We start from the raw sequence: 17,309 nt of genomic DNA, 5'->3' as shown, positions 1-17,309 counted from the left end.
TTCTTATGCAAAATTCAGCGCCATTGTTAAGCGTGGTGGTTGCCGTTTATAACGGCGAAGCTTTTCTGGATCAGTTCTTTACCTGCCTTGTGAATCAACGCATCGACAGCATGGAAGTCATTATTGTCAATGATGGCTCAACTGACCGCTCGATGCAGATCGTCGAAAGCTGGCGTGAAAAACTGCCGCAGATGCAGGTGATTGAACAGCAAAACCAGGGCGTTTCCATTGCGCGAAATACCGGCCTGGCCGTTGCAACCGGTCAGTATCTCTCTTTCCCGGATATTGATGACGTCTTCAAACCTGGCATGTACCAGCGTCTGCTGGATATGGCCGTCACGCAGGATCTGGATGTCGCCACCTGCAACGGCAACTACGTCTGGGAAAATGATAAGAAACCGTCTCGACCTATCTTCCCCGAGGATAAACTCGCCTCAACGGGCGTTATGACGGGCCCAGCATGGTTAAAGATGGCGCTGGATTCACGTAAGTTCCTGCACGTGACCTGGCTTAATATCTATCGCCACGATTTTATTCGTAAACACAGTTTCCATTTCGAACCCGGGCTGCGCCATCAGGATATCCCGTGGACCACCGAGGTGCTGCTTGCCGCAGAGCGCGTTCAGTACACCAGTGAACGCTTTTATGACTACTACATTCACTCTGCCTCGGTATCGCATACGCCGGATAATGACGACACGCTGATCCGCTCCGCGCGCCACTACATGAAAATCCTGCAGATGCTTGATGCCATTAACCAGCGTTACCCGGATAAAGTGAAAAATATCCCCGCCTGCCACTGGCAAATCGCCAAAGAGGGGCTGGGGATCATTCATACCTTCGACAACATGAAGGATGAGACAAAGAAAACAATGATTATCAAAGAGTTCTTCGACACCGGGATCTGGAAGCTTATCTGGAAAAGTGCCAAAAGCCCGCGTTTGCGCTGGCGCCTGGGCCGACGCTACTTCCGTTTAAAACGGTATCTGGCATAAGAGATAGCTTTACCTGGCTTAAATGCTTAGAATTTGCCCGCCGAAACTAAAAAGACGGATAATCGCTTGGAATTGTTGTATACCGCCCTGCTCTATATCATTCAGCCACTGGTGTGGCTGAGACTGTTGCTTCGTAGCCGTAAAGCGCCTGCGTATCGTAAACGCTGGGCTGAACGCTATGGCTTTTGCCGCAATAAAGTCGCCCCGGACGGTATTTTGCTGCATTCCGTTTCTGTCGGTGAAACGCTGGCGGCGATCCCGCTGGTTCGCGCTCTGCGCCACCGCTACCCGTCTCTGCCGATTACCGTCACCACCATGACGCCAACCGGCTCAGAGCGCGCGCTATCCGCGTTTGGCAAAGACGTTCATCACGTCTACCTCCCTTACGATCTGCCCTGCGCTATGAATCGTTTCCTGAACACCGTTCGCCCGAAGCTGGTGATCGTGATGGAAACCGAGCTGTGGCCGAACATGATTTCCGCTCTGCACGCCCGTAAAATTCCGCTGGTGATTGCCAACGCGCGCCTTTCAGAGCGCTCGGCGAAAGGCTACGGCAAGCTGGGCAAATTTATGCGCCGCCTGCTGAGCAAAATCACGCTGATTGCCGCGCAGAACGAAGAAGACGCGGCGCGCTTTATCTCCCTGGGCCTGAAGCGCAACCAGCTTGCCGTGACCGGCAGCCTGAAATTCGATATTTCCGTTACCCCTGAACTGGCCGCCCGCGCCATCACGCTGCGCCGCCAGTGGGCTCCGCGTCGCCAGGTCTGGATAGCGACCAGTACTCATGAGGGCGAAGAGGCAATTATCCTGCAGGCGCACCGTAAGCTGCTGGAAACCTTCCCGGACCTACTGCTGATTCTGGTGCCTCGTCACCCCGAACGTTTTAAAGATGCCCGCGAAATGGTGCAGAAAGGCGGCTTCAGCTTCACCCTGCGCAGTAGCGGAGAGATCCCTTCCGGCAGTACCCAGGTGGTGATTGGCGATACGATGGGCGAACTGATGCTGCTCTACGGCATTGCTGACCTCGCCTTTGTTGGCGGCAGCCTGGTGGAGCGCGGAGGCCATAACCCGCTCGAGCCGGCAGCCCACGCCATTCCTGTGCTGATGGGTCCACACACGTTTAACTTCAAAGATATCTGCGCTAAATTGCAGCAGGCCGATGGTTTAATTACCGTGACCGATGCGGACTCGGTCGTCAAAGAAGTATCGACCCTTCTGACGGATGAAGATTACCGCCTGTGGTACGGTCGCCACGCCGTCGAAGTGCTGCACCAGAACCAGGGCGCACTCACCCGTCTGCTGCAGCTTCTGCAACCTTATCTGCCTCAGCGGAGCCACTAATGTCTACGCGTCTGTCGGTCGTCATGATCGCCAAAAACGCCGCCGACCTGCTTCCGGACTGCCTGGCCTCCGTCGCCTGGGCTGACGAAATTGTTATCCTCGACTCCGGAAGCACGGACAACACGGTGGACATCGCCCGGACCGCGGGCGCAAAAGTCTTTACCGATACCGACTGGCAGGGCTACGGCATTCAGCGCCAGCGCGCGCAGGCTCACGCCACGGGCGATTATGTGCTGATGATCGACACCGACGAGCGCGTCACCCCGGAACTCCAGCAGGCCATTCAGGCGGTGCTTTCCTCACCCCAGCCTGGCGCCGTATACAGCATCGCGCGTCGTAACTACTTCCTTGGCCGCTTCATGCGCCACAGCGGCTGGTATCCGGATCGCGTAATGCGCCTCTACGAGCGCGGGCGCTTTCAGTACAACGACAACCTTGTCCATGAGTCACTGGCCTGCGACGGCGCCCAGGTCATCCCCCTGACGGGTGATTTGCTGCATCTGACCTGCCGTGATTTCGCCAGCTTCCAGCAAAAGCAGCTCAACTATGCCACCGCATGGGCGCAGGAACGCCACCAGCGCGGCAAGAAGGCCTCGCTGACAGGAATCTTCACCCACACGCTGGGCGCGTTTCTGAAAACGCTGCTGCTGCGCGGCGGTGTGCTGGATGGTAAGCAGGGCTGGTTACTGGCGGTAGTGAATGCCCAGTATACTTTCAACAAATACACCGAGCTGTGGGCGCTCTGCCGCGGCTACTCAGAGAAAACGTGAGCCATGAGCACAAAAGCGATTTATCCGGGTACCTTCGATCCGATCACTAACGGTCATCTTGACATCATTACCCGTGCAGCGTGCATGTTCGACAAGGTGATCCTGGCGATTGCCGCCAGCCCCAGCAAAAAGCCGATGTTTGATCTCAACGAGCGCGTGCAACTTGCCACCGACGCCATTTCGCACCTGCCGAATGTTGAAGTTGTCGGGTTCAGCGATCTGATGGCGAACTTCGCCCGCGCCCAGCAGGCCAATATTCTGATTCGTGGCCTGCGCGCGGTGGCAGACTTCGAGTATGAGATGCAGCTGGCGCACATGAACCGCCACCTGATGCCGGAGCTGGAAAGCGTATTCCTGATGCCGTCAAAAGAGTGGTCGTTTATCTCGTCCACGCTGGTAAAAGAGGTGGCGCGCCATCACGGGGACGTTACCCATTTCCTGCCGGATAACGTCCACCTGGCACTGATGGAAAAGCTAAAGTAGTTCTATTTCTGACACTGGCGGCAGTAGAACGTGGCGCGTTGGGCGTGCTTCGTGGCAATAATCGGCGTCCCGCATGCCCTGCATGGCTCGCCCTTACGGCCATACACCTGCAGCTCCTGGGCAAAATAGCCTGGTTTACCGTCGCTTTGCAGAAAATCCTTCAGGGTGGTCCCGCCTTGCTCAATCGAGCGCAGCAGCACTGCTTTAATGACCCGAACCAACAGCTCACACTCCTGCGCGGACAGCGACGACGCCAGCCGATCGGGATGGATCCCGGCCGCGAACAGCGATTCACTGGCGTAAATATTCCCCACGCCGACCACCAGCTTGTTATCCATCAGCCAGGGCTTGATCGGGGTCTTTTTCTTCGCGCACTTCTCATTCAGGTAGTCCGCATTAAACGCGTCTGAAAGCGGCTCAGGGCCCAAATGCGCCAGCACGTTGTGTCCTTCCAGCTCCTTCGTCCACAGCCACGCGCCAAAGCGCCGCGGATCGGTGTAGCGGAGCACTTTGCCGTTGCTCATTACCAGGTCAACGTGATCGTGTTTTTCCGCAGGCAATTCTTCGGTCAGGATGCGCAGGCTCCCGGACATCCCAAGATGGATAATGATCCAGCCGTCAGGCAGCTCCAGCAGCAGGTATTTCGCGCGGCGCTGCACGCTAAGGACGGGTTTGTCGCTTAACGCGTGGATCTCATCGGACACCGGCCAGCGCAGCCGTCCATTGCGAACGACGGCATGAAGAATAGTCGCGCCGACCAGATGGGGCTCAATGCCGCGACGGCTGGTCTCTACCTCAGGTAATTCAGGCATGGTTCCTCCGTTGAGATGCAGAATGCAAAAAACCCCGCAGTTGCGGGGTTTTTCAATACAAGGAGGCTAAAATTATTTGATTTTAGCTTCTTTGTACAGTACGTGCTGGCGTACAACTGGATCGAATTTTTTCAGTTCCAGTTTTTCCGGCTTAGTACGTTTGTTCTTCGTGGTGGTGTAGAAGTGACCTGTACCAGCAGAAGAAACCAGCTTGATTTTCTCGCGAATACCTTTAGCCATGATTTATTTCCTCTTTAAGTACTTAGTACTTTTCGCCACGGGCACGCAGTTCAGACAGAACTGTATCGATGCCTTTCTTATCGATTACACGCATACCTTTAGCAGATACACGCAGGGTGACAAAACGCTTCTCGCTCTCAACCCAGAAACGGTGAGAGTGCAGGTTCGGCAGGAAACGGCGTTTAGTCGCGTTCAGTGCGTGGGAACGGTTGTTACCGGTCACCGGACGCTTGCCAGTAACTTGGCAGACTCGGGACATGTCTATTCTCCAAAAATCAAATTAGCTCGAGCTTCGTATGGGGTATCGGCGCCTCGTCAGGCTTTACAGCCCGGTCATCGCGTAGTTCTAAGTGAACTCTCGATTGCCAGGCCCAAATGCCAAACCCGAGATTCTCAAAGGTGGCGTAGTATACGCTGACTCGGCGGTGTGCTCAAGTCCCGAACAGACAAAGATCCCGATGGATCGCGAGAAATAGCCTAAATCCAGCCATGTTCTGCAAAAGAAATATACTCTCCGCGGCCAATTATCAGATGGTCCAGAACACGAATGTCCATGAATTGACAGCATTTGATAATGCGTTCGGTGATTTCTTTGTCAGCTCTGCTCGGTTCTGCACAGCCAGAGGGGTGATTATGCGCGAGGATCACCCCCGCTGCATTCACTTTTATCGCTTCACGCACAATTTCACGCGGATGTACCTCAACGTGGCTCAGTGTACCCGAAAACAGGCGGCTGTGCTTCAGTACCCGGTTCCTGTTGTCGAGAAAGATCACCATAAAGATCTCCCGCTCCAGACCAGATAGCTGGCTTTGCAAAAATTCGCGGGTCATGTCAGGGGTAAGGATCGGATCTTGCTCCTCCATCTGTACGTTATAAAATCGCCGGGCAAGTTCAGCAATACCCCGTAACTGGGCATACTTCGCGACGCCAATGCCTTCTAAGTGCGTAAACGCCTCCAGTTCGGCTGTCAGCAAACCATGTAGTGAACCAAAATGGTCTATCAGATTTTTCGCCAGCGTAAATACCGTTTTTCCCTTCGTACCTGTACGTAAAAAGAGCGCCAGCAGCTCCTCGTCTTTTAATAACGCGACGCCATGACGCAGCATTTTTTCGCGCGGTAGCAGCAGTTCAGTCTCTTCCATGCCCGGCCTCCTTCTGTTTGCCATTATGCTGCCACAGGCAAATCCGGGGCTCGACGCTGAGGTTTCGTTCTTGCGTAGCGCCTCGCAAAGTGCATAAAGGACTTCATCACCCCCCTATTTGGGATTGTGGTAAAATGCCCGCTCTCTGGTGAAACCCAACAGGAAAGAATCATGATGAGCCTGGCCGGTAAAAAAATCGTTCTTGGCGTGAGCGGCGGCATTGCTGCCTATAAAGCGCCTGAGCTGGTGCGTCGTCTGCGCGAGCGCGGGGCGGACGTGCGGGTCGCGATAACCGAAGGCGGTAAAGCCTTTATCACCCCTCTGAGCCTGCAGGCGGTTTCAGGATACCCGGTATCTGACAGCCTGCTCGATCCGGCCGCCGAAGCCGCGATGGGGCATATTGAGCTTGGGAAATGGGCCGATCTGGTGATTCTTGCCCCTGCCACGGCAGATTTAATTGCCCGCGTGGCGGCCGGTATGGCGAACGATCTGGTTTCGACCATTTGCCTCGCGACGCCTGCGCCCGTCGCCGTTGTGCCCGCCATGAACCAGCAGATGTACCGCAATGCCGCCACCCAGCATAATCTGGAGACGCTGGCTTCGCGCGGCCTGCTTGTCTGGGGCCCGGACAGCGGCAGCCAGGCCTGCGGCGACGTTGGCCCGGGGCGTATGCTCGACCCGTTGACGATTGTGGATATGGCCGCCGCCCATTTTTCACCTGTCAACGACCTGCAACATCTCAACATCATGATTACCGCGGGCCCGACGCGCGAGCCGCTGGACCCGGTGCGTTACATCACCAACCACAGCTCCGGTAAAATGGGCTTTGCAATTGCTGCCGCAGCGGCAAAACGCGGTGCTAACGTCACGCTGGTCAGCGGCCCGGTCTCGTTACCTACGCCACCTTTTGTACAGCGTATTAATGTTACCACCGCGCTGGAGATGGAAGCCGCCGTGCAGGCTCATGCGCAACGCCAGCAGATTTTTATCGGCTGTGCGGCCGTGGCAGACTATCGCGCCGAGACCATCGCCGAGTCTAAAATCAAAAAGCAAGGCGATGAATTAACACTGAAAATGGTGAAAAACCCGGACATTGTTGCCGGTGTCGCCGCATTAAAAAGCCATCGTCCTTACGTTGTTGGATTTGCCGCAGAAACGAATAATGTGGAAGAATATGCCCGGCAAAAACGTACCCGCAAAAACCTCGATTTAATTTGCGCGAACGACGTATCGCTGGCCACGCAAGGATTTAATAGCGACAGCAACGCACTGCACCTTTTCTGGCAGGATGGAGATAAAATCTTACCGCTTGAGCGCAAGGAACTCCTGGGCCAACAATTACTGGACGAGATCGTTACCCGTTATGATGAAAAAAATCGACGTTAAGATTCTGGACCCGCGTGTTGGCGAGCAATTCCCGCTGCCAACCTATGCCACCTCCGGCTCTGCCGGACTTGACCTGCGCGCCTGTCTCGATGACGCCGTAGAACTGGCTCCCGGTGCCACTACCCTGATCCCGACTGGCCTGGCGATCCACATTGCAGACCCGTCTCTGGCGGCAGTGATCCTGCCGCGCTCGGGTCTGGGCCATAAGCACGGCGTAGTGCTGGGTAACCTGGTCGGCCTGATCGACTCCGACTACCAGGGTCAGCTGATGGTGTCCGTCTGGAACCGTGGTCAGGACAGCTTCACCATTGAACCGGGCGAGCGTATCGCGCAGATGGTTTTTGTACCGGTGGTACAGGCAGAATTTAACCTGGTGGCAGACTTTGATGACACCGACCGTGGCGAAGGCGGCTTCGGCCATTCCGGGCGCAAATAACCGCCCGACACACGTATCTCGCAGCGCCATAACGCAATAACAAACCGCAAACGTCAGTTTGCGGTCGCTGTGTGGATGCCAGCCTGGCAAGTGCTTATTTTCAGGGGTATTTTGTAACATGGCAGAAAAACAAACCGCGAAAAGGAATCGTCGCGAAGAAATACTTCAATCTCTGGCTCTGATGCTTGAATCCAGCGATGGCAGTCAACGCATCACCACCGCCAAACTGGCCGCCTCTGTGGGCGTGTCTGAGGCGGCGCTGTATCGTCATTTCCCCAGCAAAACAAAAATGTTCGACAGCCTGATCGAGTTTATTGAAGACAGTCTGATCACGCGCATTAACCTGATTCTGAAAGATGAAAAAGATACCACCGCGCGTCTTCGTCTGATTGTGCTGTTAATTCTGGGCTTTGGGGAGCGCAATCCGGGTTTAACCCGTATCCTGACCGGCCACGCGCTGATGTTTGAGCAGGACAGGCTGCAGGGCCGCATCAATCAGCTTTTTGAGCGTATTGAAGCGCAGCTGCGCCAGGTGCTGCGCGAGAAGAAAATGCGTGAAGGCGAAGGATACAATACGGATGAGACATTGCTGGCAAGCCAGATTCTGGCGTTTTGTGAAGGCATGCTCTCCCGCTTTGTGCGCAGCGAATTCAAATACCGACCAACGGACGATTTTGACGCCCGCTGGCCGTTAGTGGCAGCGCAGCTGCAGTAACACCGCAGGCCCGGTAAGCGTAGCGCCGCCGGGCATTTTAATTACACGCCAAACTCTTCGCGATACGCCCGCACCGCCGCCAGGTGATCCGCCATCTCTGGCTTCTCTTCCAGATACGCAATCAGGTCTTTCAGGGTGATGATAGAGGTCACTTTGCAGCTGTAATCACGCTCTACTTCCTGGATAGCAGAGATATCGCCGCGACCACGCTCCTGACGATCAAGAGAAATCAGCACGCCAGCCAGCGTCGCACCGTTGGCCTGGATAATCTCCATAGATTCACGGATCGCGGTGCCTGCGGTAATCACGTCGTCGACCAGCATCACGCGGCCCTGCAGCGCGCTGCCCACAAGATTACCGCCTTCACCGTGGGTTTTGGCCTCTTTGCGGTTAAAGCAGTACGGCACATCACGGTCATGGTGCTCCGCCAACGCCACCGCCGTGGTGGTTGCAATCGGAATGCCCTTGTACGCAGGGCCAAACAGCAGGTCGAAATCAATCCCGGAATCCACCAGCGCTTCGGCATAGAAGCGGCCTAACAGTGCCAGATCGCGCCCGGTATTAAACAGCCCGGCGTTGAAGAAATACGGGCTCTTACGCCCGGATTTCAGCGTAAATTCGCCAAACTTAAGTACCTGTTTATTAATCGCAAACTCAATAAACTGGCGCTGATACGATTTCATGGATTCGCTCCTTTGGTTTTTTCTGTCTTACAGGCAAAAAAAAGGCGACTCATTGGTCGCCTTTAAAATCAATTTTCTAACGCCGCTTTTTGCGTCGTTACAATGGATTCGATTCCCCCTCGGGCCAACGCCAGCAGGGAGAGAAGTTCTTCATGGGTGAACGGCTCACCTTCCGCCGTCCCCTGCACCTCAATGATGCGACCATCTTCGGTCATCACCACGTTCATGTCGGTCTCGGCGGCAGAATCTTCAACGTATTCCAGATCGCAAAGCGCTTCACCGTTAACGATCCCCACAGAAACCGCCGCGACCATCCCTTTCATAGGGTTGGTTTTCAGCTTACCGGCTGCAACCAGCTTGTTCAGGGCATCGGCCAGCGCCACACAGGCACCGGTAATGGACGCGGTACGCGTGCCGCCATCTGCCTGAATCACGTCGCAGTCCAGGGTAATAGTGAATTCACCGAGGATTTTCAGGTCAACGGCGGCGCGCAGCGCACGTGCGATCAGGCGCTGGATTTCCATGGTACGTCCACCCTGCTTACCCTTTGCCGCTTCACGGGCGTTACGGGTATGGGTCGCGCGCGGCAGCATGCCGTACTCTGCGGTGATCCAGCCCTGGCCCTGACCTTTCAGAAAGCGCGGAACGCCCTCTTCGATGGACGCGGTGCAAAGCACTTTAGTGTCACCAAACTCAACCAGCACGGAGCCTTCAGCGTGTTTTGTATAGTTACGGGTCAGGGTGACGGGACGCACCTGATTGGCGCTACGACCTGATGGACGCATGATGGATTCTCCGGCTTGAAACGAATGTGGCTGCGCATTATACGGATAAAGGACGCTTATTCCTATCCTGAGAAGCCCCCGAAAGCTATAATCCCCCCATCTCTCCTTTAAAAACGGGAATGTCTATGATCCGCAGTATGACCGCCTACGCCCGGCGTGAAATCAAGGGTAGCTGGGGTAGCGCTACCTGGGAAATGCGTTCGGTAAACCAGCGCTATCTGGAAACATATTTCCGTATGCCGGAACAGTTCCGCAGCCTTGAACCTGTAGTGCGCGAGCGTATCCGTACGCGTCTGACCCGCGGGAAAGTGGAATGCAACCTGCGCTTTGAGCCAGATGCCAGCGCACAGGGCGAGCTGATCCTCAACGAAAAACTGGCGAAACAGCTCGTGAATGCGGCGAACTGGGTCAAAATGCAGAGCGATGAAGGCGAAATCAACCCCGTTGATATTCTGCGCTGGCCTGGCGTCATGGCCGCCGGCGAGCAGGATCTGGACGCGATTGCCGCAGAAATTCTGGCAGCCCTCGACGGCACGCTGGATGACTTTATCGTTGCCCGCGAAACCGAAGGTCAGGCGCTGAAAGCGATGATTGAGCAGCGCCTTGAAGGCGTCAGCGCTGAAGTAGCCAAAGTCCGCACCCACATGCCGGAAGTGCTGCAATGGCAACGCGAGCGTCTGGTCGCCAAGCTGGAAGAAGCGGAAGTTCAGCTGGAAAACACCCGTCTGGAACAAGAGCTGGTGCTGATGGCGCAGCGTATCGATGTTGCCGAAGAGCTGGATCGTCTGGAAGCGCACGTGAAAGAGACCTATAACATCCTGAAGAAGAAGGAAGCTGTAGGCCGCCGCCTGGACTTTATGATGCAGGAGTTCAACCGCGAGTCGAACACTTTGGCGTCTAAGTCTATCAACGCTGAAGTGACCAACTCAGCGATTGAACTCAAGGTTCTGATTGAGCAGATGCGCGAGCAGATCCAGAATATTGAGTAATCGCTTTTTGGGTGGCGTCGGCTGACGCCATCCATTATTATTTCTAATCCGAATTCCCGTCTCTTTTCAAATTCAGCAGCCAAGAATCAAAGATATTCAACATGTATTGATTAAATTTTATAGGTGAAACCCAATCGCCTTAGAAAATCTCAATCGTGATCTTGCGCACAAATCGCTAACCTTTCCGCGTTCACACCGGAGGGTATATGCTGCTTCACATTCTTTATCTTATTGGTATCACCGCCGAAGCCATGACTGGCGCTCTCGCCGCCGGGCGTCGCCGGATGGACACCTTCGGCGTGATCATTATTGCCACTGCAACCGCGCTGGGCGGCGGTTCCGTGCGCGATATCCTGCTTGGCCATTACCCGCTCGGCTGGGTGAAACATCCTGAGTATGTGATTATCGTCGCAACGGCTGCCGTATTAACCACCATCGTGGCACCCGTTATGCCGCACCTTCGCCGCCTGTTCCTGGTGCTTGACGCGCTGGGGCTGATCGTCTTTTCTATCATCGGCGCGCAAATCGCGCTCGATATGGGGGAAGGTCCGGTTATCGCTACCATTGCCGCCGTGGTCACGGGCGTTTTCGGCGGCGTGCTGCGCGATATGTTCTGCAAACGCATTCCTCTGGTCTTCCAAAAAGAGCTGTATGCCGGCATCTCCTTCGCCGCAGCGGTGCTCTACATTGCCCTGCAGCATTACGTTTCAAACCACGACGTGGTGGTCATCTCCACGCTGCTGTTTGGCTTTACGGCCCGCATGCTGGCGCTGCGTCTGAAGCTCGGATTGCCCGTGTTTCACTATAAGCACAGCGCCCACTGATCTCAGAACCCATTGATGTGCTGCTGAGCAAGCCACCTGACCAGCACATCGATCTCTGGCGCGTGCAGCCAGGCAACGATTTGCCGCGCCTTCTCCGCTCCCGTACCCGGCAAGGCCTGCCAGGCCTTTTCACTGCGTTCGCTCATCTTCTGCCACGACACATCTTCCAACGCCTTCAGCGAGGCCTGTGGCAGCGGAACACCCAGCGCCATAATCCAGCGGATAAAAGGCTGCTCATGCACCTGATTAAAGCGATGCCAGAGCGCCAGCCCGCGTGCGGCAGAGAATCCCGGCGTCGACTGCAGCTGCTCCTGCGTTAATAGCAGCCACGAAAAGAGATGTTCAAAATGATGCGCCTGCCAGAGTGTCCGCCAGCCTGACTCACCTAATCCTTCAATGTTGAATACCTGCTTTGAACTGAGCCACGTCAGCCGGGCAAAGAACTGTTCCATACACTCCGGCGAGGCATAAAAGCAACTCAGGGAGTGATAACGCGAGGCCGGAGGCTCAGGTTTTTGTCTTTCCGCCCCTCGCCAGACCACCTTATCAAACCGGGGGATACCCTGCCCTGCCAGGCTGACCTGGATCTGATCGCCCGGGGCAATATCCAGCCTCTGCCAGCGCCCAACCGAACCGAGACTCACTCGCTGCACCCGTTTATCGTCCAACTGCACAGACTCAAGTGCCGCCACGACAGAAATTTTGCCCGTGCGCCCCACGGAAAAAAGAATATTCCTGACCTCAGCGACCTGTGCCGCAGGCGAATATTTCCACGCGATAATCCAGTTGCCTTCGCCGGGCAGCCAACTCTCCCCTGTAGGTGGCTCCGCAGACCGAACCACTATGCCATCCGTGGCAAAGGGCAATGCCGTGTTTTGCCAGGCCAAACGCTGTTTTTCAACAGCATCAACCGCTTGTACGGGCAACGTATAGCGCGCCGTCAGGGAAAAGCCTGCGCTGGACAGCTCAGAAAGCCTGTTTTCCATTCCCTTCGGTCCATCCGGCCAGGCCCAGATAAATATTCCTGTCTGGCTCAGAAGCGCGTTGTCCTTTTGTCGCATCATCGCACCCGCCACTTTTGCGCGAGCATTCATTCCGCCCATCTGCCGCTGGACGTGGTTTTCGCGTAACCAGAAAAGCTCCCCCTGTAAGACGCTGTTTGCAAGCGCGCCGGATACCTCCTTGGGTACGGACGGGATCAAACGCACGCGGGCGGTCCAGTCCTCGCCTTTTAACCCATTACCACGGCTGATGGCCCGCGCTAGCTTTCCGTTGCGATACACCAGCGTCACCGCCACGCCATCGACTTTTGGCTGCATCCAGAGATTTTTCCGGCCGTGCATCCAGTGACCCAGCGCTTCTTTGCTGGCTGCTTTACGTACCCCCGTATGGGCAACAGGATGTTTTACGTTTCCCTCCAGCGCAGGAAGGGCGCTCTCAGCAAAATCGTTGCCGAAACAGCGCTGCCACTGGGTTAAACGGCCGTTGAGCTGGTCATACACTTCGTCACTGACCTCGCTCACCCCCAGCTTCCAGTAAGCCTCATCCCAGCGTTTGATTTGTGCACTTAATGATGCAATCTCTTTTTCGGCTTTTGCCTGTAACCACACCGGGCACACCGCCGCCCCATAACCACACCACAACAGCATTAACCCGCTTATCCATCGCCACATCGCTATCCCTCCTTTGCAATGCAGGAGGTATAACCTGACGTGAGAAACGACGCTAATAGCAACCTTTCACGTTGCGAGGCGCTATCCAGCGTTAATTTTTATTGCTGCAAACCGCAGGTAAAACCTGAAAACGGTACGCAAAATTCAATAATCCAGGGGAAAAAGTGTGACAAAGGCTACGTCACACAGCGGCGACGTGTATAATAAGCCCGTATGTAGGACTTCTTCGTTAACACATACAAAAGACTCTCATGGCTCAAGGCACGCTTTATATTGTTTCTGCCCCTAGCGGCGCGGGTAAATCCAGCCTTATTCAGGCACTGTTAAAAACCCAACCGTTGTACGACACACAGGTTTCTGTTTCTCACACCACGCGAGCGCCGCGTCCGGGTGAAGTGCACGGTGAACACTATTTCTTTGTGGATCACGACGAGTTCAGAGCGATGATCGGCAGAGATGCGTTTCTTGAACACGCAGAAGTGTTTGGTAACTACTACGGCACCTCGCGTGAAACCATTGAGCAGGTTCTGGCGACGGGCGTGAATGTGTTCCTCGACATCGACTGGCAGGGCGCACAGCAAATTCGCAAGAAAATGCCTGACTCGCGCAGTATCTTTATTTTACCGCCGTCGAAGGATGAGCTGGATCGCCGCCTGCGTGGCCGCGGTCAGGACAGTGAAGAAGTCATCGCAAAGCGTATGGAACAGGCAGTTGCAGAAATGAGCCATTACGCGGAATATGATTACCTTATTGTGAATGATGATTTTGATGCCGCGCTGAGCGATCTCAAAACCATTCTTCGCGCAGAACGACTGCGTATGAGCCGCCAGAAGCAGCGACATGACGCATTAATCACCAAACTGTTGGCAGACTGAACCCACTTTCAGTATCATGCCCAGTCATTTCTTCACCTGTGGAGCATTTTAAGTATGGCACGCGTAACTGTTCAGGACGCTGTAGAGAAAATTGGTAACCGTTTTGACCTGGTGCTGGTCGCCGCGCGTCGCGCTCGTCAGATGCAGGTGGGCGGTAAAGATCCGCTGGTACCGGAAGAAAACGATAAAACCACCGTTATTGCACTTCGCGAAATCGAAGAAGGTCTGATCAACAACCAGATCCTCGACGTGCGTGAGCGCCAGGAGCAGCAAGAGCAGGAAGCCGCAGAACTGCAGGCCGTAACCGCCATTGCTGAAGGTCGTCGTTAATTAAACCTGCGGGTCGCCCTTGTATCTGTTTGAAAGCCTGAATCAACTGATTCAAACCTACCTGCCTGAAGACCAGATTAAGCGTCTTCAGCAGGCGTATCTCGTTGCACGTGACGCTCACGAGGGCCAGACACGTTCAAGCGGTGAACCCTACATCACGCACCCGGTTGCGGTAGCCTGTATTCTGGCCGAGATGAAACTCGACTACGAAACGCTGATGGCCGCCCTGCTGCACGACGTGATCGAAGATACCCCTGCCACCTACCAGGATATGGAACAGCTGTTTGGCAAAAGCGTTGCCGAGCTGGTGGAAGGGGTCTCTAAGCTTGATAAGCTGAAATTCCGCGACAAGAAAGAGGCGCAAGCCGAAAACTTCCGCAAGATGATTATGGCGATGGTGCAGGATATCCGCGTCATTCTCATCAAACTCGCTGACCGTACCCACAACATGCGCACGCTGGGCTCACTTCGCCCGGATAAACGTCGCCGCATTGCCCGTGAAACCCTCGAAATTTACAGTCCGCTGGCGCACCGTTTAGGTATCCACCACATCAAAACCGAGCTGGAAGAGCTGGGCTTTGAAGCGTTGTACCCGAACCGCTATCGCGTGATTAAAGAGGTGGTGAAAGCCGCACGCGGTAACCGTAAAGAGATGATTCAAAAGATCCTCTCTGAAATTGAAGGGCGTTTGCAGGAAGCGGGAATCCCGTGCCGCGTCAGCGGTCGCGAAAAACATCTTTACTCCATCTACTGCAAAATGGTGCTCAAAGAGCAGCGTTTTCACTCGATCATGGATATCTACGCGTTCCGCGTAATCGTCCACGACTCTGACACCTGCTACCGCGTGCTGGGGCAGATGCACAGCCTCTATAAACCGCGCCCGGGGCGCATGAAAGATTACATCGCTATTCCGAAAGCGAACGGCTATCAATCTTTGCATACCTCGATGATCGGTCCGCACGGCGTGCCTGTTGAAGTGCAGATCCGCACCGAAGACATGGACCAGATGGCAGAGATGGGTGTAGCCGCGCACTGGGCTTACAAAGAGCACGGTGGCGAAAGCAGCACCACCGCGCAAATCCGCGCCCAGCGCTGGATGCAGAGCCTGCTGGAGCTTCAGCAGAGTGCGGGTAGCTCGTTCGAATTTATCGAGAGCGTTAAATCCGATCTCTTCCCGGATGAGATTTACGTTTTCACCCCAGAAGGCCGCATTGTCGAACTGCCTGCGGGCGCAACGCCGGTCGACTTCGCCTACGCCGTGCATACCGATATCGGGCACGCCTGCGTGGGCGCGCGCGTCGACAGACAGCCTTACCCGCTGTCTCAGCCGCTCTCCAGCGGACAGACGGTAGAAATTATTACCGCGCCGGGTGCACGTCCGAACGCGGCCTGGCTGAACTTTGTCGTGAGTTCCAAAGCGCGTGCCAAAATTCGTCAGCTGTTGAAAAACCTCAAGCGCGATGACTCCGTCAGCCTGGGGCGTCGTCTGCTCAACCACGCGTTGGGCGGCAGCCGCAAGCTGGCTGAGATCCCACCGGAGCATATTCAGCGTGAACTCGACCGTATGAAGCTCACGTCTCTGGACGATCTGCTGGCGGAAATTGGTCTGGGTAACGCGATGAGCGTCGTGGTGGCGAAAAACCTGCAGCAGGGCGAAGCGACGCCATCTGCTCCAGGCGCATCCGGCCATGCTCATCTGCCGATCAAAGGCGCGGACGGGGTGCTGATCACCTTCGCAAAATGTTGCCGTCCAATCCCTGGCGACCCGATTATTGCGCACGTCAGTCCGGGCAAAGGGCTGGTTATCCACCATGAATCCTGTCGTAACATTCGCGGCTACCAGAAAGAAGCCGAGAAGTTTATGGCGGTCGAGTGGGATAAAGAGACGGCGCAGGAATTTATCACCGAAATTAAGGTGGATATGTTCAACCACCAGGGTGCCCTGGCGAACCTGACGGCAGCCATCAACACGGCCTCGTCCAACATTCAGAGCCTGAATACGGAAGAAAAAGACGGCCGCGTCTATAGCGCCTTTATTCGTCTGACCGCTCGCGACCGCGTGCATCTGGCGAACATTATGCGCAAGATCCGCGTCATGCCGGACGTGATTAAAGTCACCCGAAACCGAAACTAGGTTTATGAATTCACAACGTTATGCCCGTATCTGCGAAATGCTCGCCAGACGCCAGCCTGACCTGACGGTCTGCATGGAGCAGGTGCATAAACCTCATAACGTCTCTGCCATCGTCCGTACCGCAGATGCCGTCGGCGTGCATGAAGTGCACGCCGTCTGGCCGGGTCACCGGATGCGAACCATGGTCTCTGCTGCGGCAGGCAGTAACAGCTGGGTATCCGTCAAATCTCACCAGACGATTGGCGATGCCGTATCGCATCTGAAAGGACGCGGGATGCAGATCTTGGCGACAAACCTGTCCGATAAGGCCGTGGATTTCCGCGAGATCGACTATACCCGCCCGACCTGCATTTTGATGGGTCAGGAGAAAACCGGGATCTCCCAGGAAGCGCTGGATCTGGCGGATCGGGACATCATCATTCCGATGATCGGCATGGTCCAGTCCCTTAACGTCTCCGTGGCGTCCGCGCTCATTCTGTATGAAGCGCAGCGCCAGCGTCAGAACGCCGGGATGTACGAGCGCAGCAACAGCATGCTGCCGGAAGAAGAACAGCAGCGCCTGCTGTTTGAAGGTGGCTATCCGGTGCTGGCTCGCGTTGCGAAGCAGAAAAAATTGCCTTACCCCCACGTCAACGCGCAGGGCGAAATTGAAGCCGATGCCGAGTGGTGGGCCACTATGCAGTACGCCGGGTAAC

At 55.4% G+C, this 17,309-nt stretch carries 20 protein-coding genes; 13 read left to right on the top strand and 7 right to left on the bottom strand.

Annotation, left to right across the window (positions count from 1 at the left end; all coding sequences use genetic code 11):
- The first annotated feature begins 5 nt into the window (after positions 1-5).
- From OKF39_RS01445 to coaD, 4 genes are all read left to right on the top strand, one after another.
- Positions 6-995 carry a glycosyltransferase gene (locus OKF39_RS01445; RefSeq protein ID WP_028015021.1) on the top strand — a complete coding sequence of 330 codons (990 nt, stop codon included), beginning with the start codon at positions 6-8 and terminating at the stop codon, positions 993-995.
- A gap of 66 nt (positions 996-1,061) precedes the next feature.
- On the top strand, positions 1,062-2,336 hold the full coding sequence (gene waaA / locus OKF39_RS01440; RefSeq protein WP_028015020.1) for a lipid IV(A) 3-deoxy-D-manno-octulosonic acid transferase: 1,275 nt from the start codon (positions 1,062-1,064) through the stop codon (positions 2,334-2,336).
- Entirely contained in the window at positions 2,336-3,106 is a 771-nt protein-coding gene (locus OKF39_RS01435; RefSeq protein WP_236299515.1) for a glycosyltransferase family 2 protein, read from the top strand. The genes waaA and OKF39_RS01435 overlap by 1 nt, the downstream gene beginning before the upstream one ends.
- Positions 3,107-3,109: 3 nt before the next feature.
- Positions 3,110-3,589: a pantetheine-phosphate adenylyltransferase gene (gene coaD / locus OKF39_RS01430; RefSeq protein WP_045260067.1), complete on the top strand. Its 480-nt coding sequence runs from the start codon at positions 3,110-3,112 to the stop codon at positions 3,587-3,589.
- 2 nt (positions 3,590-3,591) lie between these two features.
- Here coaD and mutM read toward each other — a convergent pair whose 3' ends face one another.
- The 4 genes from mutM to radC form a co-directional block, all read right to left on the bottom strand.
- On the bottom strand, positions 3,592-4,401 hold the full coding sequence (gene mutM, locus OKF39_RS01425) for a bifunctional DNA-formamidopyrimidine glycosylase/DNA-(apurinic or apyrimidinic site) lyase (RefSeq protein WP_049137151.1): 810 nt from the start codon (positions 4,399-4,401) through the stop codon (positions 3,592-3,594).
- A 72-nt stretch (positions 4,402-4,473) separates the two neighbouring features.
- Positions 4,474-4,641, bottom strand: coding sequence for a 50S ribosomal protein L33 (rpmG, locus tag OKF39_RS01420; protein WP_003024094.1), 168 nt, complete (start codon positions 4,639-4,641; stop codon positions 4,474-4,476).
- A 22-nt stretch (positions 4,642-4,663) separates the two neighbouring features.
- On the bottom strand, positions 4,664-4,900 hold the full coding sequence (gene rpmB, locus OKF39_RS01415) for a 50S ribosomal protein L28 (protein WP_002436699.1): 237 nt from the start codon (positions 4,898-4,900) through the stop codon (positions 4,664-4,666).
- Positions 4,901-5,118: 218 nt separating this feature from the next.
- Complete coding sequence (gene radC / locus OKF39_RS01410; protein ID WP_063437257.1) at positions 5,119-5,784, bottom strand: RadC family protein; 666 nt, start codon at positions 5,782-5,784, stop codon at positions 5,119-5,121.
- 174 nt (positions 5,785-5,958) lie between these two features.
- Between radC and coaBC the strand changes: the two genes are divergently transcribed.
- The 3 genes from coaBC (at position 5,959) to slmA (ending at position 8,321) form a co-directional block, all read left to right on the top strand.
- Positions 5,959-7,170, top strand: coding sequence for a bifunctional phosphopantothenoylcysteine decarboxylase/phosphopantothenate--cysteine ligase CoaBC (coaBC, locus tag OKF39_RS01405; RefSeq protein ID WP_028015016.1), 1,212 nt, complete (start codon positions 5,959-5,961; stop codon positions 7,168-7,170).
- Positions 7,148-7,606 (top strand): dUTP diphosphatase, encoded by a 459-nt coding sequence (gene dut, locus OKF39_RS01400; protein WP_479983416.1) that lies wholly within the window; start codon positions 7,148-7,150, stop codon positions 7,604-7,606. Before coaBC ends, dut begins: the two co-directional genes overlap by 23 nt.
- Positions 7,607-7,724: 118 nt before the next feature.
- The gene (gene slmA / locus OKF39_RS01395) at positions 7,725-8,321 is read left to right on the top strand and encodes a nucleoid occlusion factor SlmA (protein ID WP_028015015.1); all 597 of its coding nucleotides are present in this window, start codon (positions 7,725-7,727) and stop codon (positions 8,319-8,321) included.
- A 41-nt stretch (positions 8,322-8,362) separates the two neighbouring features.
- Here the strand turns inward: slmA and pyrE are convergent, their stop codons facing one another.
- Both pyrE and rph read right to left on the bottom strand, forming a co-directional pair.
- Positions 8,363-9,004: an orotate phosphoribosyltransferase gene (gene pyrE, locus OKF39_RS01390; RefSeq protein ID WP_041911672.1), complete on the bottom strand. Its 642-nt coding sequence runs from the start codon at positions 9,002-9,004 to the stop codon at positions 8,363-8,365.
- Positions 9,005-9,072: 68 nt separating this feature from the next.
- Positions 9,073-9,789 (bottom strand): ribonuclease PH, encoded by a 717-nt coding sequence (gene rph, locus OKF39_RS01385; RefSeq protein ID WP_010426431.1) that lies wholly within the window; start codon positions 9,787-9,789, stop codon positions 9,073-9,075.
- A 125-nt stretch (positions 9,790-9,914) separates the two neighbouring features.
- Between rph and OKF39_RS01380 the strand changes: the two genes are divergently transcribed.
- Both OKF39_RS01380 and OKF39_RS01375 read left to right on the top strand, forming a co-directional pair.
- A complete protein-coding gene (locus tag OKF39_RS01380) occupies positions 9,915-10,778 on the top strand; it encodes a YicC/YloC family endoribonuclease (protein WP_008502687.1) in 864 nt (287 codons plus the stop codon).
- A gap of 206 nt (positions 10,779-10,984) precedes the next feature.
- Complete coding sequence (locus OKF39_RS01375) at positions 10,985-11,602, top strand: trimeric intracellular cation channel family protein (protein WP_023334014.1); 618 nt, start codon at positions 10,985-10,987, stop codon at positions 11,600-11,602.
- A gap of 2 nt (positions 11,603-11,604) precedes the next feature.
- On the opposite strand, the gene ligB is transcribed toward OKF39_RS01375, so the two are convergent.
- The gene (gene ligB, locus OKF39_RS01370; protein WP_479983415.1) at positions 11,605-13,275 is read right to left on the bottom strand and encodes an NAD-dependent DNA ligase LigB; all 1,671 of its coding nucleotides are present in this window, start codon (positions 13,273-13,275) and stop codon (positions 11,605-11,607) included.
- Positions 13,276-13,526: 251 nt separating this feature from the next.
- On the opposite strand from ligB, the gene gmk reads away from it, so the two are divergent.
- From gmk to trmH, 4 genes are read left to right on the top strand one after another with little or no spacing between them, the layout of a single operon-like run.
- Positions 13,527-14,150, top strand: coding sequence for a guanylate kinase (gmk, locus tag OKF39_RS01365; RefSeq protein WP_010426438.1), 624 nt, complete (start codon positions 13,527-13,529; stop codon positions 14,148-14,150).
- 54 nt (positions 14,151-14,204) lie between these two features.
- Positions 14,205-14,480 (top strand): DNA-directed RNA polymerase subunit omega, encoded by a 276-nt coding sequence (gene rpoZ / locus OKF39_RS01360; protein WP_000135058.1) that lies wholly within the window; start codon positions 14,205-14,207, stop codon positions 14,478-14,480.
- Positions 14,481-14,499: 19 nt separating this feature from the next.
- The gene (spoT, locus tag OKF39_RS01355; protein WP_028015011.1) at positions 14,500-16,614 is read left to right on the top strand and encodes a bifunctional GTP diphosphokinase/guanosine-3',5'-bis pyrophosphate 3'-pyrophosphohydrolase; all 2,115 of its coding nucleotides are present in this window, start codon (positions 14,500-14,502) and stop codon (positions 16,612-16,614) included.
- A gap of 4 nt (positions 16,615-16,618) precedes the next feature.
- Entirely contained in the window at positions 16,619-17,308 is a 690-nt protein-coding gene (gene trmH / locus OKF39_RS01350; protein WP_028015010.1) for a tRNA (guanosine(18)-2'-O)-methyltransferase TrmH, read from the top strand.
- Position 17,309 lies beyond the last annotated feature (1 nt).

Source organism: Enterobacter cloacae complex sp. HYC042_NIDB (genome assembly GCF_056673315.1).
This window is presented reverse-complemented; position numbering and strand designations above follow the sequence as displayed.

Excerpts from the sequence above, each read along its gene's own strand:
- OKF39_RS01445 (WP_028015021.1), top strand. The coding sequence starts at position 6 with ATGCAAAATTCAGCGCCATTGTTAAGCGTGGTGGTTGCCGTTTATAAC.
- OKF39_RS01435 (WP_236299515.1), top strand. The coding sequence starts at position 2,336 with ATGTCTACGCGTCTGTCGGTCGTCATGATCGCCAAAAACGCCGCCGAC.
- coaD (WP_045260067.1), top strand. The coding sequence starts at position 3,110 with ATGAGCACAAAAGCGATTTATCCGGGTACCTTCGATCCGATCACTAAC.
- mutM (WP_049137151.1), bottom strand. The coding sequence starts at position 4,401 with ATGCCTGAATTACCTGAGGTAGAGACCAGCCGTCGCGGCATTGAGCCC.
- rpmG (WP_003024094.1), bottom strand. The coding sequence starts at position 4,641 with ATGGCTAAAGGTATTCGCGAGAAAATCAAGCTGGTTTCTTCTGCTGGT.
- rpmB (WP_002436699.1), bottom strand. The coding sequence starts at position 4,900 with ATGTCCCGAGTCTGCCAAGTTACTGGCAAGCGTCCGGTGACCGGTAAC.
- radC (WP_063437257.1), bottom strand. The coding sequence starts at position 5,784 with ATGGAAGAGACTGAACTGCTGCTACCGCGCGAAAAAATGCTGCGTCAT.
- coaBC (WP_028015016.1), top strand. The coding sequence starts at position 5,959 with ATGAGCCTGGCCGGTAAAAAAATCGTTCTTGGCGTGAGCGGCGGCATT.
- dut (WP_479983416.1), top strand. The coding sequence starts at position 7,148 with ATGATGAAAAAAATCGACGTTAAGATTCTGGACCCGCGTGTTGGCGAG.
- slmA (WP_028015015.1), top strand. The coding sequence starts at position 7,725 with ATGGCAGAAAAACAAACCGCGAAAAGGAATCGTCGCGAAGAAATACTT.
- pyrE (WP_041911672.1), bottom strand. The coding sequence starts at position 9,004 with ATGAAATCGTATCAGCGCCAGTTTATTGAGTTTGCGATTAATAAACAG.
- rph (WP_010426431.1), bottom strand. The coding sequence starts at position 9,789 with ATGCGTCCATCAGGTCGTAGCGCCAATCAGGTGCGTCCCGTCACCCTG.
- OKF39_RS01380 (WP_008502687.1), top strand. The coding sequence starts at position 9,915 with ATGATCCGCAGTATGACCGCCTACGCCCGGCGTGAAATCAAGGGTAGC.
- OKF39_RS01375 (WP_023334014.1), top strand. The coding sequence starts at position 10,985 with ATGCTGCTTCACATTCTTTATCTTATTGGTATCACCGCCGAAGCCATG.
- ligB (WP_479983415.1), bottom strand. The coding sequence starts at position 13,275 with ATGTGGCGATGGATAAGCGGGTTAATGCTGTTGTGGTGTGGTTATGGG.
- gmk (WP_010426438.1), top strand. The coding sequence starts at position 13,527 with ATGGCTCAAGGCACGCTTTATATTGTTTCTGCCCCTAGCGGCGCGGGT.
- rpoZ (WP_000135058.1), top strand. The coding sequence starts at position 14,205 with ATGGCACGCGTAACTGTTCAGGACGCTGTAGAGAAAATTGGTAACCGT.
- trmH (WP_028015010.1), top strand. The coding sequence starts at position 16,619 with ATGAATTCACAACGTTATGCCCGTATCTGCGAAATGCTCGCCAGACGC.